Origin of the sequence: Massilia sp. MS-15 (assembly GCF_020176695.1) — a bacterium.
Taxonomy (GTDB): Bacteria; Pseudomonadota; Gammaproteobacteria; order Burkholderiales; family Burkholderiaceae_D; genus Telluria; species Telluria hydrophila.
Map to the genome: position 1 here is coordinate 98,161 of NZ_JAIWIA010000013.1, position 24,268 is coordinate 122,428.

Consider the following 24,268-nt stretch of genomic DNA (forward strand, 5'->3'; position numbering starts at 1 on the left):
TCCCGATTTTGACCGCATCCCGCTGGCGTGCGGGCACGACGAACCCGGTTCACCCATTTCCATTTACCTGACCAGAAAGCCAAGCATGATGTCCTTCTCGCCTTTGCGTGCCCTGAAAACCATGTTCACCGCCACCGCCGCGGCTGGCCTGATGTTCGCCGCCACCGGCGCCGGCGCCCAGAACACCCCGGGCGTGCTGCGGGTCTCGGCCATCCCGGACGAAGCCCCGACCGAACTGCAGCGCAAGTTCAAGCCGCTGGGCGACTACCTGGCCAAGGCCACCGGCCTGAAGGTCGAGTTCACCCCGGTGACCGATTACGCGGCCTCGGTCGAAGGACTCATCAACCGCAAGATCGACATGGTCTGGTTCGGCGGCTTCACTTTCGTGCAGGCGCACGCGCGCAGCAAGGGCCAGGTCACGCCGCTGGTGCAGCGCGCCGAAGACGAGAAGTTCCGCTCGGTCTTCATCACCACCAACCCGGCCATCCAGAAGCTGGAAGACCTGAAGGGCAAGACCCTGTCCTTCGGTTCGGAATCCTCGACCTCGGGCCACCTGATGCCGCGCTCCTACCTGCTGGCGGCGAAGATCAACCCGGACACCGACCTCAAGCGCGTGGCGTACTCTGGCGCGCACGACGCCACCGTGGCCGCGGTCGCGGGTGGCAAGGTCGATGCCGGCGCCCTCAACATCTCGGTATGGGAAAAGCTGGTCGAAGCGAAGAAGGTCGATCCGAAAGTCGTGCGCGTGTTCTACACCACCCCCGGCTACTTCGACTACAACTGGTCGGTACGCAGCGACATGAGCCCGGCCCTGCAGAAGAAGATCACGGACGCCTTCCTGGCGCTGAACGACGGCACCCCCGAAGGCAAGCAGATCCTCGACCTGCAGCGCGCCACCAGGTTCATCCCGACCAGGGCCGCCAACTACGGCGCGATCGAGGCGGCGGCGCGCAACGCCGGCCTGCTCAAGTAAGACCTGCGCGGGCTCCCGATGAGCTTCCTGCTCGAGCAACTCACGGTGCGCCACCTGGCGTCCGGACGCGCGGCGGCGCAGGCGCCGGCCGCCCTGCACGCGCTCGACCTGGCCATCGCGCCCGGGGAACAGCTGGCCCTGATCGGTCCTTCCGGGGCCGGCAAGACCACCCTGCTGGCCACCCTTGCGTGCGCCCACCGTCCGGCCGAGGGCCGCTTCGAGGTGTTCGGCCAGGATCCCTGGGCCCTGTCCCAGGGCGCGCGCCACCGCCTGCGCGCGCGCCTGTTCCTGGCGCCGCAGACCCCGCCCCTGCCGCCGCGCCAGCGCGTGGTGACGGCGGTGCTGGCCGCCCGCCTGCCGCACATGAGCCTGTGGCAGGCTTTCGCTTCGCTGCTGCACCCCGCCGATCCGGACGCGGCCCATGCGGCGCTGGTCCGCTTCGGCCTGGGCGACAAGCTGTATGCGCGCGTCGACCGCCTGTCCGGCGGCGAGCGCCAGCGCTGCGGCCTGGCGCGCCTGCTGCTCTCCAGCGCCGAGGCGCTGCTGGCCGACGAGCCGATCTCCGCGCTCGACCCGGCCCTGGCCCAGCACACCCTGGCCACCCTGCAGGCCGAGGCACGCAGCCGCAACGCGGCCCTGGTGTGCAGCCTGCACCAGGTCGACATGGCACGCGCCCATTTTCCGCGCCTGGTCGGCCTGCGCGCCGGCCGCATCGTGTTCGACGCTCCGCGCGAAGCCGTCACCGACGCCATGATCGCCGCGCTCTACGAGAACGACTCGGTGCAGCCGCGTCCGGCCCAGCCGCACGAATCCCCCGACCGCATCGCCGTCGGCGCCTGCTTCTGATGGCGGCCAGCCTGCACCCCGATCCGGCCTGGCGCGGCCGCGTCACGGCGATCCTGGTATGCCTGCTGCTGCTATGGCCGATGCTCGCGGCCAGCGAATTCAAGCCCTGGATCCTGTTCGACCCGCAAAGCCTGGCGTCCGCCGGGATGTTCCTGTCCGACTTCCTGCATCCGGCCACCGAAGGCGAATTCCTGGCCATGGTGCTGCGCGAGACCTGGCAGACCGTGGCCATCGCCACCGCCGGCCTGAGCCTGGCGCTGCTGGGCGCGGTGCCGGCCACGGTGCTGGTCACCGAGCGCCTGTCGGTGTCCCTGCTCGGCACCGGCCGCATGCGCCCGGCCGCGCGCCTGGTCCGCCAGCTGCTGCGCTGGGTGCTGGTGCTGCTGCGCAGCGTGCCGGAACTGGTGTGGGCGCTGCTGTTCGTGCGTATCGCCGGCCTTGGGCCGACCGCCGGCGTGCTGGCCATCGCGCTCACCTATTGCGGCATGCTGGCCAAGGTCTACGCCGAGATCCTCGAGTCGTCCGACGCCCACGCCACCGAAGCGCTGCTGGCCAACGGCAGCGCGCGCCTGCCGGCCCTGCTGTACGGGGCCCTGCCGGAATCCAGCGCGGAACTGGTGTCCTACACCGTGTACCGCTGGGAGTGCGCGATCCGCGGCTCGGCGGTGATGGGCTTCGTCGGTGCCGGCGGCCTCGGCCAGCGCATGGATGAATCGACCAAGATGATGGCGGGCGGCGAAGTGTCGACCATGCTGATCATGTTCGTGCTGCTGGTGGCGCTGGCCGACCTGGTGTCGAAACTGCTGCGCCGGAGGCTGGGCTGATGGCGCCCACGCCGCCGCCGCGCGCGCCGGGCACCTGGCTGCTGCTGGCCGCCCTGCTGGCGCTGGTGGTGGCCAGTTTCGCCTCGCTGCCGCTGCAGTGGGCCGCCTTCTTCGCGCCCGAGGCCCTGGATTCGGCCGCGGAGTTCCTGCGCGGCTTCAGCCCGCCCGAGACCAGTCAGGCGTTCCTCGCCAGGACCGTGGGCGCATTATGGGAAACGCTCGCGATGTCGCTGGTCGGCACCCTGCTGGCCGCGCTCGCCGGCCTGGCGCTGGCCCTGCCCGCCGCCGGCCGGCTGGGACGCTCGCTGCGCGCCCTGGTGCGCGTGCTGCTGAACGTGCTGCGCTCGATCCCGGAACTGGTGTGGGCGGCGCTGCTGCTGGTCGCGGCCGGCCTCGGCCCCTTCGCCGGCACCCTGGCGCTGGCCGCGCACACCAGCGGCGTACTGGGGCGCCTGTTCGCCGACGCGCTGGAAAACGTCGAGCCGCTGCCGGAGAGCAGCCTGCGCGCCAACGGCGCCGCGCCCCTGGCCGCCTTCCTGTACGCTACCCTGCCCCAGGCCCTGCCGCAGATGCTGTCGTATACGCTGTACCGGTGGGAGAACAATATCCGCGCCGCCGCCGTGCTGGGGGTGGTCGGTGCCGGCGGCCTGGGCCAGATGCTGAAGTACCACCTGTCGCTGTTCCAGATGCCGAGCGCGGCCACCGTGGTGCTGGCCATGCTGCTGCTGGTGGCGGCCGTGGACGCGGCCAGCTACGCCCTGCGGCGCTCCCTCACCCGTTGACCAGAAAGGAAACCATGCTCGTCCTCGACAAGCTGAGCAAGTCCTACGGCGGCCGCGACGTGCTGGCCGGCCTGTCGCACACCTTCCGCGCCGGCGAATTCGTCGCGATCATGGGCGAATCCGGGGTCGGCAAGTCGACCCTGCTGAACCTGATCGCCGGCCTGGACGCCCCGGACAGCGGCCAGGTGCTGGTGGACGGCACCCCGATGTCGGCGCTGGACGATGCCGCCGCCACCCGCCTGCGGCGTACCCGCATGGGCTTCATCTTCCAGGCCTTCCACGTCCTGCCGCACCTGAGCCTGCGCCAGAACGTGGCGCTGCCGCTGCTGCTCAACGGCGCCATCGACGGCCGTGCCGACGAGATGCTGGACGCGGTCGGCCTTGGCGGGCGCGGCGCCGATTTCCCGCGCCAGCTGTCCGGCGGCGAACTGCAGCGGGTCGCGATCGCGCGCGCCCTGGTGCACCGCCCGGCCCTGCTGCTGGCCGATGAGCCGACCGGCAACCTCGATCCTGACACCGCGCAAGGCATCCTCGACCTGCTGCGGCGCGAAACCCGGCAAAGCGGCGCCGGCGCCATCATGGTCACCCACTCCCACGCCGCGGCCGCCATGGCCGACCAGGTCCTGCTGCTGACCCGTTCCGGCTTGAAATTAGCGTAAGTTCCGCGCGGAAAGACGCGCGTTACCCGCCGTTACGTTCAATTTGTGAATCGTGTGTGACGCAATCGTAGTAATATCACAACGACCCGCCACCCAGACATTCCCACAACAGGCAGGGCAAATTTCCAGAACAAGTCGATCTGTCCCGAATCCATGTATTCATATTCGGAGAAGCAACATGAGTGTAAGACAGAAAAAACAGGAAATGCTCGCCGCGATGCACCGGGCCCGCGCGCTGGAACCGTCGAGCTTCGTGCCCAACAAGCTGCTCGACACCCTGATCGAACGCATGCATCTGAAGAATGACGCCGAGCTGTGCCGCGTTCTGGAGGTGCAGCCGCCCATCATCAGCAAGATCCGCCACCGCAAGCTCAACGTCGGCGCCACCATCCTGCTGCGCATGCACGAAAAATCGAACATCCCGATCCGCGAGCTGAAGGAGCTGACCAGCGCCTCGATCCACTAGGATGCCGGCGGCCGTCCGGTCTTGAGCTGGGGCAGTGCCGCCAGCACGGATTTCAGCGTAACGAGATCGACCTGGCCCAGCAGGGCCACGCCGATGCGCAGCAGCTCGCTCTTCTTGACCTCGATCCCGGCGCGCAGGCAGGCCTGCTTGACCTCGGCAAGTACCGCATATTCCTGCTCCGGCATGGTGAAGCTGTCGCGCACCAGGACCGGACGCGCGGCCGGGGCTGGCGCCGCCATGGCGGTGGCGCGCGCAGCGGCGTTGGCCTTGCGCGCGGCACGCTTTGGCGCCGCCACAGGCGCGGCCACAGGCGCGGCCAGCGCCAGCGCGGCGGCCCTGGCAGCCGCCTTTACCGTGGTCTTGGCTCCCACCCTGGGTGGCGCCTTGGTTGCCTTGTCTGCGCCGGTGCGGCCAGCCGCGGCCGAACCCGCCGCCGGCTTGGCGGGCTTGGCGGGTTTGGCGGGTTTGGCGGGTTTGGCGGGTTTGGCGGGTTTGGCGGGTTTGGCTGGGCTGCCCTTCTGCGCGCTGCCGGTCTTCGCGCTGCCTTTCGCACCAGTCGTTTCCCTGGCGCGCGCGGGCCCCTTGGCTGGCAGCTGGGCGGCGGCGGACTTGCTCGGCATGACAGACTCCATTGTTTCATTGAACTAAACAATATAGTCGATTTCCGCAGTACCCGCCAGGCGCGCGCGGCGCGGGACGCCTCCTCGTCCGCGCTAGGGCGCCGGCGCCGTCTCGTCCGCATGCTCGCGCGCGATGCGGGCGAACTCCGCCTCCAGCGCGAAAAAGGCGTCCAGCACGTCCGGGTCGAAATGGGTGCCGCGTCCCTGGCGCATGATCTCGAGCGCCTGCGCATGGCTGAAGGCCGGCTTGTAGCTGCGGTGCGAAATCAGGGCGTCGTACACGTCCGCCACCGCCATCAGGCGCGCCGCCAGCGGAATGTCTTCGCCGCTCAGGTTTTCCGGATAGCCGCTGCCATCCCACTTTTCCTGGTGCGAATGGGCGATCTGGCGCGCGAACATCAGGAAGGTGTTGGTGCCGCCCAGGTGCCGCTCGGCCAGCATGATGGTGTCGCGCCCGTAGGCGGCGTGCAGCTTCATCACCTCGAATTCTTCCGGATCCAGCCGGCCCTGCTTGCGCAGGATATGGTCCGGGATGGCGGCCTTGCCGATGTCGTGCAGGGGCGCCGACTTGACCATCAGCTCGATGTTCTCGTCGCTCAGGCTGGCCGCGAAGCGCGGATGGCCGCGCAGCGCCATGGCCAGCGCCCGCAGGTAGTGCTGGGTGCGGCGCAGGTGCTTGGCCGGTTCGCCGTCGCGCCCCTCGGCCATCGCCGCCATCGCCAGGATCAGCGCCTCCTGCATCAGGAGCAGCTGCGCGGTGCGCTGCTGTACCATCCGTTCCAGGTCCTGGTTGTGCACCTCCAGCTGGCGGCGCGCGGCGCGCAGGGTCAGGTGGGTCGCGACGCGGGCGAACAGGATCGGCGGGCTGATCGGCTTGGCGAGATAGTCGACGGCGCCCGCGGCCAGGCCCATCGCCTCGTCCTCGACCTGGTTCTTGGCGGTCAGGAAGATCACCGGAATGTCGGCGGTGGCTGGATTGCCCTTCAGCGCGCGGCAGGTCTCGTAGCCGTCCATGCCCGGCATCATGACGTCGAGCAGGACCAGGTCGAGGTCCGGGGTGGCGGCGGCCACCTGCAGCGCGGTGCTGCCGTTGGTGGCGACCTTGGTCTGGTACTTGTCCTTCAGCAGACGCGACAGCAACATGATGTTGTCCGGCGTGTCGTCCACGATCAGGATGGTCGGACGCGAAGGACGGTCCTGCGGTGCTGCGCTCATATGTGTTCCGCCATGGATGAAGGGGCGCCACCGGCCTGGGCCAGCACCTGGCGCGCTTCTTCGAATTCGTAACGCGACAGGTGCGCCTCGAGGCGCGCCAGCGCGCCCGGACCCAGCAGGCGGCCGAGCGGCGCGCGCACCGTGTCGAAATAATCGGTGGCTTCCCCCGAGAACTCCGCCAGCAGGCTTTCCAGCATGGCGATGGCGGCGCGGCCATCCTCGGCGCTGGCGGCGCTGCCCGCGGTGTCGGGCCAGGGCAAGGCGGCCGGCACTTCCGGCGCGTTCGCGAAGTAGCAGTCGAGCGCGTCCATCAGGCCGGCGACTTCGCGTTCCAGGTCGGCGCCGCTGCGCAGCAGGGCCGGCAGGTCGGGCACGGGGCGGCCGGCGCCCTCCTCGATCTCCTGCGACAAGCCCTGCAGCGCGCGCGCCCCGATGTTGCCGGCCACGCCACGCAGCGAATGGGCGCGGCTGGCCGCCTCGCGCAGGCGCCCGGCTTCGAGGTCGGAGCGGATCGCGCCGCCCGCATCGCGCTGGGAGGCGCGGAAGCGGTCGAGCAGCTCGACGTAGAGCGCACTGTTGCCGCCCACGTTGCGCAGCCCGAAGCTGGAGTCGATGCCCGCCAGGCCGGGCAGCGGGGCCAGTGCGGCCGCCGGCAGCGTGGCGGGCGGGCGCGCCGGCATCGCCTTGCCCATCCAGCGCGCCAGCGTAGCGTACAGTTTTTCCGGGTCGACCGGCTTGGTGATGTAGTCCTGCATGCCTTCGGCGAGGCAGCGTTCGCGGATCTCGGCCAGCGCATGCGCGGTCATGGCGATCACCGGCAGCTCGTCGAAACGCGGATCCTGGCGCAGCTCGACCGTGGCCGCATGGCCATCGAGCTGGGGCATCTCGAGGTCCATCAGCACCAGGCGGTATGCCCCGGGCCCGGCCTCGGCCAGCTTGTCCAGGGCCTGGCGGCCGGTGGAAGCGACGTCCACGTCCATGCCCTGGGCTTCGAGCAGTTCGCGCGCGATCTGCTGGTTGACCAGGTTGTCCTCGACCACCAGCACGCGCGCTCCCTGCTGGTGGGTGCGCGCCACCCCGGTGCCGGCCGCGCCGGCGGGCGCCGCGGCGAACAGCTTGGCCAGGGTCCCCGACAGCGCCGACTGCACGAAGGGCTTGAACAGGAAGCCGTGCACGCCGGCCTGCTCGGCCCTGGCCTGCACGTCTTCACGGCCGAAGGCGGTCACCAGCACGGTCAGTGGCGGTGCGCCCAGATCCTTGTTGGCGCTGATGCGGCGCACCAGCTCGATCCCGTCCATGCGCGGCATGCTGCAGTCGGTCAGCACCAGGCGGTAGGGCATGCCGGCGGAGTCGGCCGCCACGATCGCGCCTTCCGCGTGGCGCGCGTCGGAGGCGCATTCGACCCGCAGCGGCAGCGCCGCCAGCGCCTCGCGCAGGATGGCGCGCGCCAGCGCGCTGTCGTCCACCACAAGCACCCGCGCCCCGTTCAGTTCGGGCGGCACCACCAGCGCCGACTCAGGCTCGCCCGAGAGCGCGAAGTCGAGGTCGAAATGGAAGGTGGAACCGGCGCCGGGCGCGCTGTCGACCGCGATGCGCCCGCCCATCAGGCCCACCAGCTGCTGCGAGATCGACAGCCCGAGCCCGGTGCCGCCGTACTCGCGGGTGGTGGAGCCGTTGGCCTGGCTGAAGGCGCGGAACAGCTTGGCCTGCTGCTCCTCGCCGATGCCGATACCGGTGTCGCGTACCGCGAAGCGCAGCTTCACCCTGCCCGGTTCCGCTCCCTTGAGCGGGATGCAGGACAGCTGCAGCTCGCCGCTGGGCGTGAACTTGACCGCGTTGTTGACCAGGTTGATCAGGACCTGGCCCAGGCGCAGCGGGTCGCCCACGAGCTTGCGCGGCACCGCGTGCGGCACGTGGAACAGGTATTCGAGGCGCTTGTCGGCGGCGCGCTGGCTGGTCACGCTGGCCACGTTGCCGAGCACCTCGTCGAGGCAGAACGGTACCTGCTCGACGTCCAGCTTGCCGGCCTCGATCTTGGAAAAGTCGAGGATGTCGTTGATGATGCCGAGCAGGGACAGCGCGGCGCGGTGGATCTTGCCGACGTAATCCTGCTGCTTCGGATTGAGGTCGGTGCGCAAAGCAAGGTAAGCCATGCCGATGATCGCGCTCATCGGGGTGCGGATCTCGTGGCTCATGTTGGCCAGGAACTCCGACTTGGCGACGTTCGCGGCTTCGGCGCGCAGGTTCGACTGCGTCAGTTCCTCGGTACGGGCGGCGATCTTCTGTTCCAGGTCCTCGTTCAGCTCGCGCAGCTGCTGCTCGATGCGGCTCTTCTCGCGCAGCAGGCCGTTGGTCACCTGCTCGGCCTGGCGCAACCGGTTCAGGGTATCGCGAAAGCTGCGCACCGCCGAGGACAGGCGTCCGACCTGGTCGCGCCGTCCGATGCCGGACAGGCGGATATCGGTCTCGCCACGCGCCAGCTTTTCCAGCGCGTCCTGGATGTCGGCGAAGGGCTGCGACATGCGGCGTCCGACCACGAACACGCAGGCCACGATGGCCAGGGTCAGCAGGATGTGGGCGGCGGCCGTGTGCACGATCTGCTTGCGCAAGTCCTGGTCGATCTGCTCGCGCGAGAAGGCCAGCTCGATCGCGCCCACCGGATAGTTGCGGATGCCATCGTTATAGCTGATGCGGCGCCGCACCCGTACCGCCGCCGGCTCGCCGCCGCCGCGGTTGCCGAGCGAGGCGATCAGGCTGCCGTCCGGGCCGAGCACGCGCAGGGTCTGGACGTCGGGCGTGGCGCCGAGCGCGTCGACCACCGAGTACACGGCGGCGCTGTTGATGTCGAACAGCGGCCGCGCCAGCGCCTGGCGCAGCACCTCGGCCTGGCGCTCGACGCGCTCCTGCAGGCGGGCATCGGCATCCTGGCTCATCGTGTGCAGGGTGTAGGTGGTGTACACGCCGGTCGACAGCGCGACCGCCAGCACGATGCCCGCCCCAAGGCGGAACACGATGTTCTGGCGCCAGTTCTCGATCAGGCGCCGCGGCACCGTGCGCAGCCACGCATAGCTAGCGAAGCCCATGCCGGCCTCCGTCCGCGGGCAGGCCCGCACCTGCACCCGCACCCGCGTGCGGCATCGGCGCCGCCGCGCGCCCTCCCAGCGCCTGCTGCTCGCGCCGGCGGTAGGACGGGCTGGTGCGCACCTGCTCGATCGCGTCCCACAGGCGCGCGGCCAGCTGCGGCTGGCGGGTGGCCAGGGCGCGCGACAGCACCAGGTAGTAATTCTTCTCGACCAGCGGCACCGGCACCACCTCGAGCTGGGCGCCGAAAGGGCCGCGCATCAGGCGCACGCTGTCGCCTCCGCCCATCGCGGCGCCGGCCAGGCGGCCGGCGGTCAGTTTCTGCGCCAGCTCGTCGGCGCGCTGGCTGCCTTCGTCCACCGCCACGCCCTGGGCGCGCAGGAAGTCGCCCACCGAGTAGCCGAGCTGGAAGCCGATGCGTCCGTCGAGGTGGCGGAAGCGCTTGCCGTCCCACTCCAGGCGGCTGCCGCGCCTGCGCACCAGCACGTAGGTATCGACATGCATGCGCTTGGACGGGTCGGCCTGGGGGTCGCGCGCGCCCGGCGACACGCCCGGGTAGGCGCCGAGCGCCATGCGTTCGCGGTTGAAGCTGACGGCGAAGGCGCCACCGACCTGGTTCGCCTTGAGCTGTTCCAGGCAGCGCTTCCAGGGCATGCTCTGGTAGTCGAAGCTGACGCCCGTGCGGCGCGCGACCTCGGCCAGCAGCTCGAAGTTCAGGCCGCCCCCGTCCAGGCTGCGCCACGGACGCACTTCCTGGCGCTCGAAACACAGGGTGATGCGTTCGCCCGGCGCGGCCAGGGCCGGCGCACAAAGGGTAGCCAGGGTGGCCAGGGCGGCCAGGGCGGGGAACGGGAAACGGCGCATGGCAGGCAAGGAACGGGCATGTTGTTCGGACAAGGGAAGTATGCCACCAGTAGTTGCCAAACAACAGTGAAACCGGCGCCTTGGCGAGGAAACGACAGTGCGCCGGCGCCGCCAGCGGTTCAGGCTTCGAGTGCGGCCGGCAGTGCCTCGCTGACGCGGTTGCGCCCCCCGTCCTTGGCGTCGCGCAGCGCATCGTCGGCGCGCTGGAACAAGGTCACGGTGCTGTCTTCCGGGCGGATCACGGTGACGCCGAAGCTGGCCGTCATGGCGATCATCGCGCGCTCGCTCTTGACCGGCGAACTGGCGATGGCGGCGCGGATACGCTCGGCCACCAGCAGGGCTTCCTCGAGCCGGGTGCGCGGCAGCAGGATCGCGAACTCGACACCCACCAGGCGCCCCAGCAGGTCGGAGTCGCGCAGCTGGCGCCGGCACAGTTCCACCACATGGCGCAGCACGGCGTCGCCGGCCGGGTGGCCGTAGGCGTCGTTGACGCGCTTGAAGCCGTCGAGATCGAGCACCACCAGCGCGGTCGGCTGGCCCGGGCGGCGCGCCAGCGCCATCCAGGGCGCCAGGGCGGCGAAGAAGCCGCGCCGGTTCGGTACATTGGTGAGCGGATCCACCACCTCCAGGCGCGCCAGTTCGCGCCCGGCGCGTTCGCGTCCGAGCAGCAGCATGCCGAAGGCGTTGGCCAGCATCAGGAGGTAGAGCGCGGCGCTGGACAGCTGGCGCAGCAGCTCGCTCGACAGCCAGCGCCAGCCGCCCGGCAGCAGCAGCACCGACAGACCGCGCGCCGCCACCACCAGCGCCAGCACGGCGGTAAGGACGGCCAGGAAGCGGCGCAGCAGGCTGGCCTCGGCCCAGCCGGCGCCCAGCGCCGCCGCCACATTCAGGTACAGGGCGCCCAGCAGCAGCGAGGCCGCCAGGCTGCGCAGGCCGCCCTGGTCGACCACGTAGCAGGCCAGGAACACGCCGATCGCCAGCGTCCCCGCCACCAGGGTGGGACGGCGCCAGCCGTCGCGGCCGGCTTCTTCCCAGCCGGCGCCGGCCTCGATGGCGACACCGGCGAACAGCAGCGCGAAGCCGGCCGGCAGCGCCAGCGGCTCCGGCAGGACGCTGGCGCCACCCAGGGCCAGCAGGGTCCAGGCGCCAGCCTGCACCTGGCGCGCCAACGCCCATACGCCAAGCGCGGGCGGGCGCGCCGTGCCGTGGTCGAAGAAGGTCAGCAGCGCGCACAGGGCCAGGTTGCCCAGCGCGAGCACCAGCACCATCGTGGTGGGATCGAGGTTGCTCATCGCGGCGCCACTCAGTATTCGTGCTCGACCAGGGTGGTGCCGTCGCCGACCTTGCTGGCCCAGGCGCGCGCGAAATAGTCGCGCTCTTCGTCGGAGGGCGCCGTGTGCCAGAACACGATCAGGGTGCCCTTGTGGTCGTGCAGCTGGACCAGCTTGTCGACGAAATCGGCGTTGCCGGCGCTGTCGGCCAGCGCCATCGCGTAGCCGTACACGCGTTGCAGGCGCTCGAGGCGGTCGGCTTCGGTCTGGGCGTTGGTGGCGGTGATGGAAGGATGGTCGAGGAACATGGGAGGCTTCCGGTTGTTCGAATGACCAGCTTATCAGAAAGAGATGCCGTACAACAAGCGACTGCAGGGGGAGGAACAGGCCGCCCGTCATGGTTCGACGTGGCGCGGCTGTATATACTGGCGCCATGCCTGCGCCACCTGAGCTCCCATCGCCCCCGCCCCCGATCGTCTCCACCCACGGCGACCGCCGCATCCTGGAATTCACCCCCGGCGACATCCAGAGCGAAATGCGGCTGTCGCGCCCGGCGTCGCTGGTGCTGGCCTATGCGCGCGCCATGATGTGCTTCACCCTGCTGGTGCCGCGCCCGCGCCACATCGTGATGGTGGGCCTGGGCGGCGGTTCGCTCGCCAAATTCTGCCACCGCCACCTGGTCCAGGCCCGGATCACGGTGCTGGAAGTGCGCGCCGACGTGATCGCGCTGCGCGGCCAGTTCGGAGTACCGCCCGACGATGCCCGCTTGCGGGTGCTGCATGCGGACGCCGCCAGCTGGCTGGCTGATGCGCCAGGCGGCGCCTGCGACGTGCTGCTGGTGGACGGCTTCGACGCCACCGGCCTGCCACCAGGCCTGTCGAGCGCCCGCTTCTACGCCGACTGCCGGCGCGCGCTGCGCCCGGGCGGGGTGCTGGTGGCGAACATGCTCGACTACGATCCCGACTATGTGACTGCGCTGCAACGCCTGCAGGCCGCCTTCGACAGCCAGGTCTGCTGGCTGCGCGGCATCGCCGGCAGCAACCAGATCCTGTTCGCCCAGCGTCCGGCCATGTGCAGCGCGGCGCCCGGCGCCGCTCTGCGCCTGCTGCGCGACGGCTGCCGCAACCGTGGGCTCGGCCTGGGCGCGCTCAACCGTTTACTGGCGCGGCTGGTGCTTGCCTGGCTGGCATGGTGGCCACGCTGAGGCTGCGCCGGCGCGACATTTCGTTTGCCGAAGCGCGACAGGTTGTGACACACTTCCAGTATTGATGCCCACTGGCAAGCCTTCCCTACGGAAATCCTGAACCCATCCATGCCGCACCGTCCGTCCCTGTCGCTGACTCTCGCGGCGGCCCTCACGCTGGGGGGCGGCCTGGCCGCGTCCGCCGCGCTGTTCCTCGGGGTGAGCCAGCTCGAGTACGACAACATGGCGCTCGCCTTCACCCAGCGCGCCGACGAGCGGGTGGCGGCGGTGCGCCAGGGGATCGACCAGGCGGTCGAAGTGCTGGCCGTGACCAATCAGCTGTTCGCACGCGGCGAACCGGTCAGCCGCGAGCGCTTCCACGACTTCACCACGGCGCTGCTGAAACGCCATAACTACATTCAGGCCTTCAATTTCCACCGCAGCGTGCCGGGCGGGGCGCGCGCCGCCGTCGAAGCCGAGCTGCAGCGCATCCGTCCCGGCACCGTGTTCACCGAGCTGGCGCCAGGGCGCCTGGTGCCGGCGCCGCAGCGTCCGCACTACCATATTGTCGACTACATTGTGCCGATGGCCGGCAACGAACGCGCCCTGGGCCTGAACATCACCGAGAACGTGCAGGTGATGAGTGCCCTGGGGCGCGCGCGCCGCGAAGGCCGCGCCGCCGCCACCGAGCTGTTCCCGCTGGCCCAGGACGAGCGCCATCTGCCGGCCTTCGAGCTGATCATGCCGGTGTACGACCGCGGCGGCGCGCTGGCCGGCGACACCGCGCTGGTGATCCGCGCGCCGGAACTGGTGCGCGCCTCGCTGGCCGGTGCCGGCCTGCTGGATGCGCGCGGCGCGGCCAAGGAAGTGTTCGTGTCGGTCTATGCCGACCCGCAGGCGACGCCCTCCAGGCTGCTGTTTTCCACCGGCGACACCGGCACGCCGCCACAGCCGGGCTGGCTGGGCGCTCTGCTGTACCCCGAGCGGCACGGCCACAGCGCCAAGCTGCTGGACATCGCCGGCCAGCGCTGGCGGATCGAAGTGGCGAGCGCGCCGCGCTCCTTCCTGCACGACCACATGGCATCGACCGCGCTGCTGGTCGGCGGCATCCTGATGAGCCTGTTGGGGACGGCCTTCGTGCAGGCCTCCGGGCGGCGCGCGTACCAGGTCCAGCAACTCGTGCGCCAGCGCACCGCCGAGCTGCGCCGCACCAACCGGCGCCTGATCGAGGACATGGCCGCGCGCGGACGCGCGGAGCGCGCGCTGCAGCAAAGCGAGCAGCGCTTCCGCCAGCTGGTGTCGATGTCGTCCGACTGGTACTGGGAACAGGACCGCGAGCTGCGCTTCACGATGGTGACCGGCGGTTTCACCGAGAAGGCCGGCGTGGCGGTCGAGGCGGTGCTGGGCAAGACCCGCTGGGAATACGTGCCCGCGCTGCTGGAGACCGAAGAGGGGCGCGCCCACATTGCGCAGGTCAAGGCGCACGAGCCCTTCGCCAACCTGGAATACAAGGTGATCGACGAGCACGGCGACACCCGCTGGTTCTGCGTCAACGGCCAGCCGGTGTTCGACGACACCGGCGCGCTGCTGGGCTACCGCGGCACCGGCAGCGACATCACCGAGCGCAAGCTCACCGAGCAGCGCGTGCACCACGTGGCCCAGCACGATGTGCTGACCGGCCTGCCCAACCGCTCGCTGCTGCAGGACCGCCTCGGCCAGGCGATCGCCTACGCCAACCGCAGCGGCCGTCCGATGTGGGTGATGCTGATCGACCTCGACCGCTTCAAGTTCGTCAACGACTCGATGGGCCACAAGGCCGGCGACGTGCTCCTGATGACGGTGGCGGCGCGCCTGACCGGTTCGCTGCGCGACACCGACACCGTGGCGCGCCTGTCGGGCGACGAATTCGTGGTGATCCTCTCCGAGCACCACGACGAGCCGCTCACGCCCGAGATCGTGCAGCGCGTGATGGATTCGGTGGCCCAGCCGGTCCTGCTCGGCAACAAGGAGTTCTTCGTCACCTGCTCGATCGGGGTGGCCGTCTACCCGAGCGAAGGCACCCCGGCCGACAGCCTGATCGAGCACGCCGACATCGCCATGTACAGCGCCAAGAAACTGGGCCGCAACAACTTCCAGTTCTATACGCCGGCCATGAACGAGGAATCGCTGGAGCGGGTACGCATCGAAAGCGCATTGCGCAACGCCCTCGAGCGCAACGAATTCGTGCTGCATTACCAGCCGCAGCTGGACCTGACGTCCGGGCAGATCGTCGGCATGGAAGCGCTGCTGCGCTGGCAGCATCCGGAGCTGGGCATGGTGCCACCTGGCCGCTTCATCGGCATCGCCGAGGAGACCGGCCTGATCGTGCAGATCGGCGCCTGGGTGCTGCGCACCGCCTGCGCCCAGAACAAGGCCTGGCAGGATGCCGGCCTGGGCCGCCTGAGGGTGGCGGTGAACCTGTCGGCGCGCCAGTTCGGGGCCGCCGACCTGATCGCCAGCCTGGAGTCGGTGCTGGCCGATACCCGCCTCGATCCGGAATGCCTGGAAATCGAGCTCACCGAAAGCCTGTTCATGAGCGACGTGACGCCGGCGGTAGACCTGCTGCACCGCATGAAGTCGCTCGGCGTGAGCCTGTCGATCGACGACTTCGGCACCGGCTATTCGAGCCTGTCCTACCTGTCGCGCTTCCCGATCGACGTGCTGAAGATCGATCGTTCTTTCGTGGCCGACATCACGCACGATGCGAACGATGCCGCGATCGTCACCTCGATCATCGCGCTGGCCCATAACCTGAAGCTGGCCGTGATCGCCGAAGGGGTGGAAACGCTCGAGCAGCTCGACTACCTGCGCAGCCACGGCTGCGACGAAATGCAGGGCTATTACTTCAGCAAGCCACTGCCCGCGGCCGAATTCGAGCAGCTGCTGGTCCAGCGCCGCGCCCTGCCGCCGCGCCAGGTGGCGGACGGCGGCGTGTCCGGCAGCGCGTCAGGATCGGCCTGCGAACTCGGCGCGCCCTGTGCCCCGGCCGGTGTGAGCAACAGCGGCCGGGATAGCGAATCGGACGCCCTGGCTGCCTGAACGCAGAGGCACCAGCTTGCTCCAGCATAATAAGCTGCTATAAATCAATTTATTTGTGGCTTTTTTTTTATTATTCGCCGTAGAATGGCCGTATCTTCTTAGCAATCTTATGGCTGGAACGACGGGGAACCACGGATATGATGATCATGAATGAGAGCGCCGAACAGGCAAGCCTGGCCCCGGCGAGCGTCGAAGCCGGCGGCGTACGCCGCCAGCGGACCGACCTGCGCACACGCGACCTGGTGAACCAGGCCGTGGCCTCGGTGCCCACGCTGGGCCTGCAGCGCGCAGCCGAATTCCTGGCGACGATGAACGTGCCGGCCGAAGTGGCGGTGCGGGTGCTGGTGTATCCGAACCGGCGCCGCGCCGGCTAGCAAGCATGCGCCGGCCTGCGCCGGCGCAGTGGACAGCCTTAACGGCGCTGCTGCTGGCGCGTGATGTCGTCCAGCGATTCGCGCCCCTTGTCGGTCAGCGCATAGCCGCCCTCCGCGCGCGGCGCAACGTGCGACTTGAGGCTCAGGAAGCGCAGCACTTCGGCATCGAGCGGCGCCTGCGGATCGGCCGCGAGCGCGGCCAGCGACTGGATGCAGCGGCGCAGGAACAGTACCTGGCGTCCCTTCTCCGTGAGCACGATGCGCCCGTCGCGGGTGTTCTCCAGCATCTTCAGTCCCGACAGCTTCTTGGCATTGCGCCCGACGCAGGCACCAGCCGTGTCGCGCTTCACACCGCGACCTACCAGTTCCAGGGCGTCGTATTCATCCGTCGTCAATTGTTCGTTCTTCATGGGGTCTTCATCTCTGCCAGGGCGCGTCATGGTAACCGGGGCGCCGGCGCAGGGCAAGCCTCGGCGCATGCCCGGCCCTCCCGTGGCGCGCGCCGGCGCACCTTGTGGCCTGCTAGGATCGTGCAATTGATCATCGATTGGAGCAGGCCATGAACGACCCCACACGCAAGCCGGACCCAGCCGCCAAGGGCGGCCACGTGTTCCATGAAGCCGACATCGGCAGTGGCGAAAAGTCGCCGGGAGAACTGGAAACAGAGGAAATGATTCGCGAAATTCCGCCGCTGCCGCCATCGGGGGGCCAGCCCAGGCAGCAGCCCAAGGGGGAGCAGGCCGGCGCGCGCGACGCTTCGCACGCCTGAGGCCCTGGCGCCATCACGGCCGGCCGGCGCGGCTCAGCAGGAGCGACGCAGCAGGAGCGGCTCAGCCGGCCCGGATCGGCGGCTCCGGCAGGCGCGGTTCCTCGACCGGCGCATTGGCCGGATCCGGCACGTCGTCCGGCACCGGCGGACGCTGGTCGGGGGTGGGTATCGGATTCGGGACGTCCGGATCCGGGGTACTGTGGGCATGCACGGGAAGTGCCCCGTGCGGCGGTCGGTCTTGCACAAGCATGGTCATGGTCGAACTCTCCGGATGGATGCGGGAGGCCTGCCGGCAGACACGGCGCGTCGGCCGGCAGTGGCCTTCAGCGCTTGGCCTTCTGCTTGGCGCCGCCACCGGCGCCCTCGCCCTTGCCTGCCTTGACGCGCGACATGTGATCGTGGCTGCTCTTCTCGTCCTTGCCCGCGCGCTGCTTGGCCAGGTCTTCCTCGGACCGGTTGTCCGACTGCTTGTTGGTCTGGCTGCCGCCCGATGTCGATTGGCTCATCGTACTCCTCCTTCTTGACTGGTTGACGTTGGAAACAGCCTAGCATGGATGCCGGCGCCGGGTCTTCAATCGTGCGCCGCACCGGCCGCCTGGCCTGGCGCGCCTGGCTCGGCTATAGTGAGCGTCCAGCCACCGAATCTCCGATCCCTGAAAGCCGACCATGCCGCTCCGCCCATTCCCGCCGGCCGCCCTGCCCATGGCCCTGCTGCTCGCCTTCGGCCCGTGTGCCGCCGCGACCGCCAGCGCCGCCGCCCCGATGACCCTGGCCGACTACCTGGCCCTGGAAGGCCCGGCCCCGACTGCCCGCTTTTCCTACGGTAGCGCAGCGTCGCAGTATGCGGAACTGTTCCTGCCCTCCGGCGCGGGCCCGTTCCCGGTGGCGGTGCTGGTGCACGGCGGCTGCTGGACCAGCCGCTTCGGCGGCATCACCCAGCTGCGCAACATGGCCGGCGCACTGGCCGCGCGCGGCATCGCGGTGTGGAACGTGGAATACCGGCGCAGCGACGAAGCCGGCGGCGGCTATCCGGGCACCTACCAGGACATGCACGCCGCGCTGGCGCTGCTGGGACAGCAGGCCGCGCGTCACCGGCTCGACCTGGAGCGGCTGGTCGCGGTCGGTCACTCGGCCGGCGGCCAGCTGGTGCAATGGATGGCCGGACGCGCGCGCATTCCCGCCACCAGCCCGCTGTACGCCGGCAGCGCGCCGCCGGTGCCGGTGCGGGCCGTGGTCAGCCTCGGCGGCCTGGCCGACCTGCGCGCGCAAGCGCCCCTGATCAAGGCCAGCTGCGGCCGCGACACGGCGGAACTGGCGGGCCTGCCGGGACCGGAGCGCCCCGACGTGTTCGCCGACACCAATGCGGCCGAGCTGGTGCCCAACGGCAGCCGGACCTGGCTGGTCACGGGGGAGCGTGACACGATCTCGCCGCCGCGCGTGGCGCACGACTATGCGGCGCGGGCGCGCCAGGCGGGCGATGCCGCCGAGGTCGTGATCCTGCCAGGCGCCAGCCATTACGACGAAGTGGCCGCCAGCTCGCCCGCCTGGCCCCGGGTGCTGGACGTGATCGAGCGCGCCCTGGGCCTGGCGCGGCCGTGAAGGCCTAGTCGTCCGGCCAGGCGATGCGGCGCGCCAGCGGCGCCTCGAGTTCGAGCGCGCCCCGCGCCGCCGCCACGCAGGGCAGGATCCAGCCTTCGCCCTTTTCTTCGAGCGACAGGCCGGGCCACTCGATGAGGTGGACCGCCGTGCCGCGACGCACCCGGCAGATGCAGCTGCGGCAGGTGCCGTTGCGACAGGAGCTGGGCAGCGCGATGCCGGCGCGCTCGGCGGCCTGCAGGATGCTGGCGTCGGCGTCCGCCTCGAAGGCGAGCGCGGCGGGATGCAGCAGGATCGGATGACGGCTCATGCCGGCATTGTAGCGCCGCCTGGCCCGCCCGCTTGAGTTCGTTCTCGCACAGACCCGCCCGCGGTGCGGCACTACGCTGGGGTTTCCAAAAGCAAGCATTGCAGGAAACCACATGAATAAAATCACGCTCACCACCCTGATCGCCGCCGTCTCGCTGACCGCGCTGCCTGTGGCGCAGGCAGCCGCGGTGCCGCCGCCGCAAACCCAGCAAACCCAGCAGGCGCAAGCGCCGCAGCAGCCTGCGGCAGCGGCTGCCCGAACCACCGCCAGGCAGGCCGAATTCGAACGCACCCTGCGTGCCCAGGTCCTGCTCGACCGCGCCTATTTCTCGCCGGGCGAGATCGATGGCGCCTACGGTTCCAACATGCGCCAGGCCCTGAACAGCTTCCAGGCCGCGCGCCAGCTCCCCGTCACCGGCAAGCTCGACGAAGCGACCTGGAACGCCCTGAACGCCGACACCACCGCGCACCTGGCCACCTACACGCTGGTCGAGGACGACGTGGCCGGTCCGTTCCGTCCGATCCCGAACGACATGATGGAAAAGGCCAAGCTGCCGGCGCTCGGCTATGCCAGCGTGAGCGAAGGCCTGGGCGAAAAGTTCCACGCCAGTCCGGCCCTGATCGAGCGTCTGAACCCGGGCAAGAACCTGCGCCGCGCCGGCGAGCAGATCATGGTGCCGAACGTCCATGGCAAACAGCCGCTACCGAAGGCGGCCAAGGTCGTGGTCAGGAACGAAGCCAAGGTGCTGCAGCTGTACGACGCCGGCGGCGCCCTGCTCGCCCAGTATCCGGTCTCGACCGGCAGCGAGAACGATCCGCTGCCGATCGGCACCTGGAAGATCGAAGGCATCCATGCCAACCCGACCTACCACTACAACCCGAAGCTGTTCTGGGACGCCGAGCCGGGCGACAAGAAGGCGAAGATCGCGCCCGGCCCGAACAACCCGGTGGGCGTGGTCTGGATCGACCTGTCCAAGCCGCACTATGGCATCCACGGCACTCCGGTGCCTGGCCACGTCGGCAAGACCGAATCGCATGGCTGCATCCGGCTGACCAACTGGAGCGCCGCCGAGGTCGCGGGCGCGGTGGCGGCCGGCCTCGAGGTCGTGCTGCAGGAATGATGCCCGGGCATTGTTAACCCCACGGAGGACGAGATGAAATGGTTGATGAGCTTCCTGCTCGGCGTGCTGGTCGGCGCCGGTGGACTGTTCGTGCTGCTGCGCGCCGTGCCCGACGAACCCGCGCCTGTCGCCAGCGCGCCGCCCGCGGGCGTGCCGGCGGCGCAGATCGAGCCCCAGCTGCCTGGTCCGCCGGTGGTGCAGGCCGACCTCAGCGAGTTCGACCTGCCCCTGCGTCCTCCGTCGGCCGCGGCCGCGGCCACCGGCCCGCAGTCGCCGGCCGATGCGGTGGCGGCCGCCGTCCACGGCAAGCTGCTGGTGCCGGTGCAGGGCCTGAAGCAGGCCAGCCTCACCGATACCTATGACCAGCCGCGCGGCAACCAGCGTCACCACGAGGCCCTGGACATCATGGCGCCGAAAGGCACGCCGGTGCTGGCGGCCGCCGACGGCAAGGTGGCCAAGCTGTTCACCAGCAAGCCGGGCGGCACCACCCTGTACCAGTTCGACCCGAGCGAGAAGTACGCCTACTACTACGCGCACCTGGACCGCTATGCCGACGGCGTCAAGGAAGGCATGGACGTGAAACGCGGCGACGTGATCGGCTACGTCGGCGTGACGGGCAATGCCGATCCGAACGCGCCGCACCTGCACTTCGCCGTGTTCGAACTCACGCCCGAGAAGCAGTGGTGGAAAGGGACGCCGATCAATCCCTTCCCCCTGATGACGGACGGACAGGCCGTCGCGGCCCGGTAAGGCCTCAGAAGTCGCGGGTCCAGCTGAGTGCCAGCGTGCGTCCGCGGCCGGCGTAGGTCGCATTCGGGTCCACGCTCGATGCCGACTGGGAGTAGTAGCCGACGTAGTACTTGTCGAACAGGTTTTCCAGGCTCAGGCCAAAACGGCCGTAGGCGCTGTCCCAGGTGACGGCGGCGTCGGCCAGGGTGTAGCCCTTGAAGTGCTCTTCGAGCTTGCTGGTGCCGACGCGGCGGCCGATGTTGATGTCGCGGTCGCGCAGGTGGGTGGCCTGCAGGCGCAGCTGGGCCTTCGGGCTGAAGCTCCAGTTGGCGCCCAGCACCGCCTTGTCCGGCCCCTGCGAACGGGCGCCAAGGTCGAGGTCCATTGGCGCGCCCTGCGTGGCGGCGGTCTTGCCGTCCAGCGTGGCCCAGGTACCGAACACGCTCAAGGCCCGGGCCGGACGCCATTCGGCATTCGCCTCCCAGCCCTTGACCGTGGTCGGCACGCGCTCGACCAGGCCGATACCGCTGGACGTGATCCGGATCACGCTGCCCAGCTTGGAGCGCGAATCGTAGCGCGACAGGCCGAACTGGCCGTTCGCACCGCGCCAGTTGATGCCGACCTCGTTATTGCGGGTCACGATGGGCTGCAGGCTGATCAGGCTCGAGACCGACTGGTTCGGCACCGCCACGCCGCGCAGCACCAGGCCGGCGTCCGGCAGGCCGAAGCCTTCCGAGCTGCCGGCGAACACCGACCAGCCGGGGGCCAGCCGCCAGACAGCGCCGATGTTCTTCACCGCCTTCGTGAACTCGGCCGAGCCGCCCTGCACCCTGCGGCTGCCATAGGCGGCCAGGGTGGTATAGGTATCGACATCGAGCTTGGCGTCTTCGTAGCGCACGCCGCCGCGCACGGTCAGCGGGCCGAATTCGTATTCAAGCTGGGTAAACGGCGCCAGCGAGCGGAATTTCAGTTCCGGCACCCAGGTGCGCCCGGTTCCGGCCAGGCGTTGCTGCGGATTGTCCTGCAGCCAGTCGACGCCGGCCGTCAGTTCCAGCCCTTCGACCCACAGGTCCGGGCGCACCCAGGTGATGCGCGCGCCGCGCTTGTCGGTCACCACCTGCGACTGGTCCCACAGGCTCCCGCTCGGCGCGATCGCCACGTCCTGGAAGGTCGCGGTGTTGGTGGCGCCATACAGGGCCGAGAATTCGTGTCCGAACAGTTGCGCGCTCAGGCTGCCTCCGCCCAGGTTGTGATGGCGGTAGTCGAGGCTGGCGCTGCGCACCTTGTTGCGCGGTGGCATGCCGATCGGGGTGCCCGGCACGGAGCTGGTCGGCACACCCTCCGCCAGCGTGCCCGGCATGCTGCGGTAGTCGCCATCGCCGGCCAGGTCGAAGCGGTTCAGGGTCAGTTGCAGGCGCTGGTCGCCAAAGGACTTGCCCATCTTCAGGAACAGGTCGTTGCCGTGCGAATCCATGGTGTCGCCCTGGACCGCGTCCACGCCCAGCCGACGGCCGCGTCCGTCGTAACCCATGCCACGGCGCTGCACGCTGGCAAAGGCCAGCAGGTCGAAGTCGCCCGCCTTGTGGCTGAGCGTCAGACCGGTCTTCCAGTCCAGGCTATCGGACTCGAACTGGCTGGCGAAGCGCGTGTTGACGGTATACCGCGTGCCTTCGACGCGCGGGGTCTTGGTGATGTAGTTGATGATGCCGCCGGTTGCGCCCATGCCCTGCATGGCGGAAGCGCCGTTGATGACCTCGATACGCTCGATGATGGCGCTGTCGGCGAAGTAGCCTTCGCGCATCCCGGCGCGCAGCGGGTTCGATTGCGGGATGCCGTCGAACAGGATCAGGGGCTGGCGGCCACGCAGCGATTCGCCGGTGGATGTCATCTTCTGGCGGCTCGGGGCATAGCCCGGTACATAGGTCGACAGGGCCTGCGACGGGTCGTCGGCGATCAGGTACTGGGTCGCCAGCTCCTGCTGGGTGATGACCGAGACGGCGCCCGGAATCTTGTCGATGGCCTTGGCCGTGCGGGTGGCGGTGACGACGACGGTGGCGGGCGCGTCCTCCCCGGCCTGTCCCGGGACCTGTTCCTGGGCGGTGGCGTTCGCCATCAGCATGCAGGCAAGGGATACCGCGGCGGCGGTGGGCTTGATCAGATTTTTCTTGTTCATAAAGAGCGTTAGGCATGCTGTGACGAATGACCGTAATGATAATCGTTATCATATAGCGATGCAAGATCGAGAATCATTCTCATTTCGGTTATCATTCACCCATGAAACCGCTCATCCGCTCCGTTCACCTCTGGGCCGGCCTCATCTTCGGCACGATCCTGGTCCTGCAAGGCCTGACCGGCACCGTCATCGGCTGGCGCCACGAGCTCGACGCCTGGCTCAATCCGGGCCTGCTGCGGGTCGCGCCGCCGCCTGGGACCATCGCCGGCGCCGAGGCGCGTCCCTCGGCCGCACAGGTGGCTGCCGTGAGCACGCGCCTGGCGGGCGATCCGGCCTATGGACGGCCCGATACCCTGTTCCTGCCGGAAGTGCACGGCGATGTCTATGTGGCCTGGTATCGCCCGGAAAAGCCGGCCTCGCCCTGGTCGCAGGGAGTGACGCGCCAGGTGATGGTCGACCCGGCCAGCTTGCGCGTGCTGGGCGAGCGCAACTGGGGCGAGGCCGGCCTGTCACGGCCGCTCCTGATGCCCACCCTGTTCCACCTGCACCGCTACCTGATGTCGGGCGACGCCGGCAAGCTGGTGATCGCGGTGCAGGGCGTGGCCCTGATGCTCCTGTGCCTGAGCGGCATCGTGGTGTGGTGGCCCAAGCCGACCCTGGCCGCGTTCTGGCATGCGGTGACGGTACGGCGCGGCGGCAACTGGCCGAAGTTCAGCTTCCAGCTGCACCGCGCAGCCGGTTTCTGGGTGGCGCCGGTGCTGCTGGTGCTGGGCTTCTCGGGCGTGTATTTCAATGCGCCGGAGTGGCTGACGCCAGCGATCCGCGCAGCCGCACCGCTTGCGGAGAACGGGAAAGTCACGAATGCCAGCCCGAACGATGGGCCGCGCATCGACGCCGGCGCGGCGCTGGCCGCGGCCCAGGCACGCTACCCGCAAGCGCGGGTGTCGCGCATCGGCATCCCGGCCAGACCGGAGCAGCCCTACGAGGTACGGGTACGCCAGCCGGGCGAATTGCGCCACGGGCCAGGCGCTACCCGCGTGAGCGTGGATGCCGGCAGCGGCGTGGTGCTGCGCACGATCGACCCGCTGGCCGCGCGCGGCGGCGACTGGTTTGTCAGCACCCTGTACCCGCTGCATACGGGCGAAGCCTTCGGGACCGCCGGCCGCGTCCTGGTCAGCGTGGCGGGAATGACCCCGCTCGTCTTCTTCATCACCGGGCTGGTGGTGTGGATCAAGTTCCGCCGCAAGCCGGCCAGGCGCAAGGCCCCGGCCGGCAGGGCCTTGCCGGATGCGGCACCGGTCATGGCGCGCGCCCGGCAGGCACAGCCCTGAACGA

Annotated in this window: 25 protein-coding genes; 14 read left to right on the forward strand and 11 right to left on the reverse strand. The window is 69.6% G+C overall.

Annotated elements, in window-relative coordinates; genetic code table 11:
- The first annotated feature begins 85 nt into the window (after positions 1–85).
- The 6 genes from LCI23_RS06865 to LCI23_RS06890 all read left to right on the forward strand — a co-directional run bounded on the left by LCI23_RS06865 (position 86) and on the right by LCI23_RS06890 (position 4,550).
- On the forward strand, positions 86–973 hold the full coding sequence (locus LCI23_RS06865) for a putative selenate ABC transporter substrate-binding protein (protein ID WP_224945689.1): 888 nt from the start codon (positions 86–88) through the stop codon (positions 971–973).
- Between the two features lie 18 nt (positions 974–991).
- Positions 992–1,819 (forward strand): phosphonate ABC transporter ATP-binding protein, encoded by an 828-nt coding sequence (locus tag LCI23_RS06870; RefSeq protein WP_224945690.1) that lies wholly within the window; start codon positions 992–994, stop codon positions 1,817–1,819.
- On the forward strand, positions 1,819–2,643 hold the full coding sequence (locus LCI23_RS06875) for an ABC transporter permease (RefSeq protein WP_224945691.1): 825 nt from the start codon (positions 1,819–1,821) through the stop codon (positions 2,641–2,643). The genes LCI23_RS06870 and LCI23_RS06875 overlap by 1 nt, the downstream gene beginning before the upstream one ends.
- The gene (gene phnE, locus LCI23_RS06880; RefSeq protein WP_224945692.1) at positions 2,643–3,425 is read left to right on the forward strand and encodes a phosphonate ABC transporter, permease protein PhnE; all 783 of its coding nucleotides are present in this window, start codon (positions 2,643–2,645) and stop codon (positions 3,423–3,425) included. The genes LCI23_RS06875 and phnE overlap by 1 nt, the downstream gene beginning before the upstream one ends.
- Positions 3,426–3,439: 14 nt before the next feature.
- Positions 3,440–4,084, forward strand: a complete 645-nt coding sequence (locus LCI23_RS06885; protein WP_224945693.1) for an ABC transporter ATP-binding protein — start codon at positions 3,440–3,442, stop codon at positions 4,082–4,084.
- 178 nt (positions 4,085–4,262) lie between these two features.
- Positions 4,263–4,550, forward strand: a complete 288-nt coding sequence (locus LCI23_RS06890) for a hypothetical protein (protein ID WP_224945694.1) — start codon at positions 4,263–4,265, stop codon at positions 4,548–4,550.
- Here the strand turns inward: LCI23_RS06890 and LCI23_RS06895 are convergent.
- From LCI23_RS06895 to LCI23_RS06920, 6 genes are all read right to left on the reverse strand, one after another.
- On the reverse strand, positions 4,547–5,170 hold the full coding sequence (locus tag LCI23_RS06895) for a hypothetical protein (RefSeq protein ID WP_224945695.1): 624 nt from the start codon (positions 5,168–5,170) through the stop codon (positions 4,547–4,549). The genes LCI23_RS06890 and LCI23_RS06895 overlap by 4 nt on opposite strands.
- A gap of 93 nt (positions 5,171–5,263) precedes the next feature.
- On the reverse strand, positions 5,264–6,385 hold the full coding sequence (locus LCI23_RS06900; protein ID WP_224945696.1) for a two-component system response regulator: 1,122 nt from the start codon (positions 6,383–6,385) through the stop codon (positions 5,264–5,266).
- A complete protein-coding gene (locus tag LCI23_RS06905) occupies positions 6,382–9,468 on the reverse strand; it encodes a hybrid sensor histidine kinase/response regulator (RefSeq protein ID WP_224945697.1) in 3,087 nt (1,028 codons plus the stop codon). The genes LCI23_RS06900 and LCI23_RS06905 overlap by 4 nt, the downstream gene beginning before the upstream one ends.
- Complete coding sequence (locus LCI23_RS06910) at positions 9,455–10,363, reverse strand: ABC transporter substrate-binding protein (protein WP_224945698.1); 909 nt, start codon at positions 10,361–10,363, stop codon at positions 9,455–9,457. Before LCI23_RS06910 ends, LCI23_RS06905 begins: the two co-directional genes overlap by 14 nt.
- 86 nt (positions 10,364–10,449) lie before the next feature.
- Complete coding sequence (locus tag LCI23_RS06915; RefSeq protein ID WP_224945699.1) at positions 10,450–11,622, reverse strand: diguanylate cyclase; 1,173 nt, start codon at positions 11,620–11,622, stop codon at positions 10,450–10,452.
- Positions 11,623–11,633: 11 nt separating this feature from the next.
- Positions 11,634–11,909: a hypothetical protein gene (locus LCI23_RS06920; protein ID WP_224945700.1), complete on the reverse strand. Its 276-nt coding sequence runs from the start codon at positions 11,907–11,909 to the stop codon at positions 11,634–11,636.
- A gap of 125 nt (positions 11,910–12,034) precedes the next feature.
- Between LCI23_RS06920 and LCI23_RS06925 the strand changes: the two genes are divergently transcribed.
- From LCI23_RS06925 to LCI23_RS06935, 3 genes are all read left to right on the forward strand, one after another.
- Positions 12,035–12,805, forward strand: coding sequence for a fused MFS/spermidine synthase (locus LCI23_RS06925; RefSeq protein ID WP_224945701.1), 771 nt, complete (start codon positions 12,035–12,037; stop codon positions 12,803–12,805).
- Positions 12,806–12,913: 108 nt separating this feature from the next.
- Entirely contained in the window at positions 12,914–15,862 is a 2,949-nt protein-coding gene (locus tag LCI23_RS06930; RefSeq protein ID WP_224945702.1) for an EAL domain-containing protein, read from the forward strand.
- Positions 15,863–15,999: 137 nt separating this feature from the next.
- The gene (locus LCI23_RS06935) at positions 16,000–16,236 is read left to right on the forward strand and encodes a hypothetical protein (RefSeq protein WP_224945703.1); all 237 of its coding nucleotides are present in this window, start codon (positions 16,000–16,002) and stop codon (positions 16,234–16,236) included.
- 38 nt (positions 16,237–16,274) lie between these two features.
- On the opposite strand, the gene LCI23_RS06940 is transcribed toward LCI23_RS06935, so the two are convergent.
- Positions 16,275–16,646, reverse strand: a complete 372-nt coding sequence (locus LCI23_RS06940) for a hypothetical protein (RefSeq protein ID WP_224945704.1) — start codon at positions 16,644–16,646, stop codon at positions 16,275–16,277.
- A 149-nt stretch (positions 16,647–16,795) separates the two neighbouring features.
- On the opposite strand from LCI23_RS06940, the gene LCI23_RS06945 reads away from it, so the two are divergent.
- Positions 16,796–17,005, forward strand: a complete 210-nt coding sequence (locus LCI23_RS06945; protein ID WP_224945705.1) for a hypothetical protein — start codon at positions 16,796–16,798, stop codon at positions 17,003–17,005.
- A 61-nt stretch (positions 17,006–17,066) separates the two neighbouring features.
- Here LCI23_RS06945 and LCI23_RS06950 read toward each other — a convergent pair whose 3' ends face one another.
- Positions 17,067–17,216: a hypothetical protein gene (locus LCI23_RS06950; protein WP_224945706.1), complete on the reverse strand. Its 150-nt coding sequence runs from the start codon at positions 17,214–17,216 to the stop codon at positions 17,067–17,069.
- Between the two features lie 112 nt (positions 17,217–17,328).
- Complete coding sequence (locus LCI23_RS06955) at positions 17,329–17,511, reverse strand: hypothetical protein (RefSeq protein WP_224945707.1); 183 nt, start codon at positions 17,509–17,511, stop codon at positions 17,329–17,331.
- Between the two features lie 160 nt (positions 17,512–17,671).
- Here LCI23_RS06955 and LCI23_RS06960 point away from each other — a divergent pair, with 160 nt between their 5' ends.
- Entirely contained in the window at positions 17,672–18,604 is a 933-nt protein-coding gene (locus LCI23_RS06960) for an alpha/beta hydrolase (RefSeq protein ID WP_307727712.1), read from the forward strand.
- 4 nt (positions 18,605–18,608) lie between these two features.
- Here LCI23_RS06960 and LCI23_RS06965 read toward each other — a convergent pair whose 3' ends face one another.
- Positions 18,609–18,911, reverse strand: a complete 303-nt coding sequence (locus tag LCI23_RS06965; RefSeq protein WP_224945708.1) for a 2Fe-2S iron-sulfur cluster binding domain-containing protein — start codon at positions 18,909–18,911, stop codon at positions 18,609–18,611.
- A 112-nt stretch (positions 18,912–19,023) separates the two neighbouring features.
- Between LCI23_RS06965 and LCI23_RS06970 the strand changes: the two genes are divergently transcribed.
- Complete coding sequence (locus tag LCI23_RS06970) at positions 19,024–20,031, forward strand: L,D-transpeptidase (RefSeq protein ID WP_224945709.1); 1,008 nt, start codon at positions 19,024–19,026, stop codon at positions 20,029–20,031.
- Positions 20,032–20,064: 33 nt separating this feature from the next.
- Positions 20,065–20,781: a M23 family metallopeptidase gene (locus LCI23_RS06975; protein ID WP_224945710.1), complete on the forward strand. Its 717-nt coding sequence runs from the start codon at positions 20,065–20,067 to the stop codon at positions 20,779–20,781.
- 4 nt (positions 20,782–20,785) lie between these two features.
- Here LCI23_RS06975 and LCI23_RS06980 read toward each other — a convergent pair whose 3' ends face one another.
- The gene (locus LCI23_RS06980) at positions 20,786–22,933 is read right to left on the reverse strand and encodes a TonB-dependent receptor (RefSeq protein ID WP_224945711.1); all 2,148 of its coding nucleotides are present in this window, start codon (positions 22,931–22,933) and stop codon (positions 20,786–20,788) included.
- A 101-nt stretch (positions 22,934–23,034) separates the two neighbouring features.
- Here LCI23_RS06980 and LCI23_RS06985 point away from each other — a divergent pair, with 101 nt between their 5' ends.
- Complete coding sequence (locus LCI23_RS06985) at positions 23,035–24,264, forward strand: PepSY domain-containing protein (protein WP_224945712.1); 1,230 nt, start codon at positions 23,035–23,037, stop codon at positions 24,262–24,264.
- Positions 24,265–24,268 lie beyond the last annotated feature (4 nt).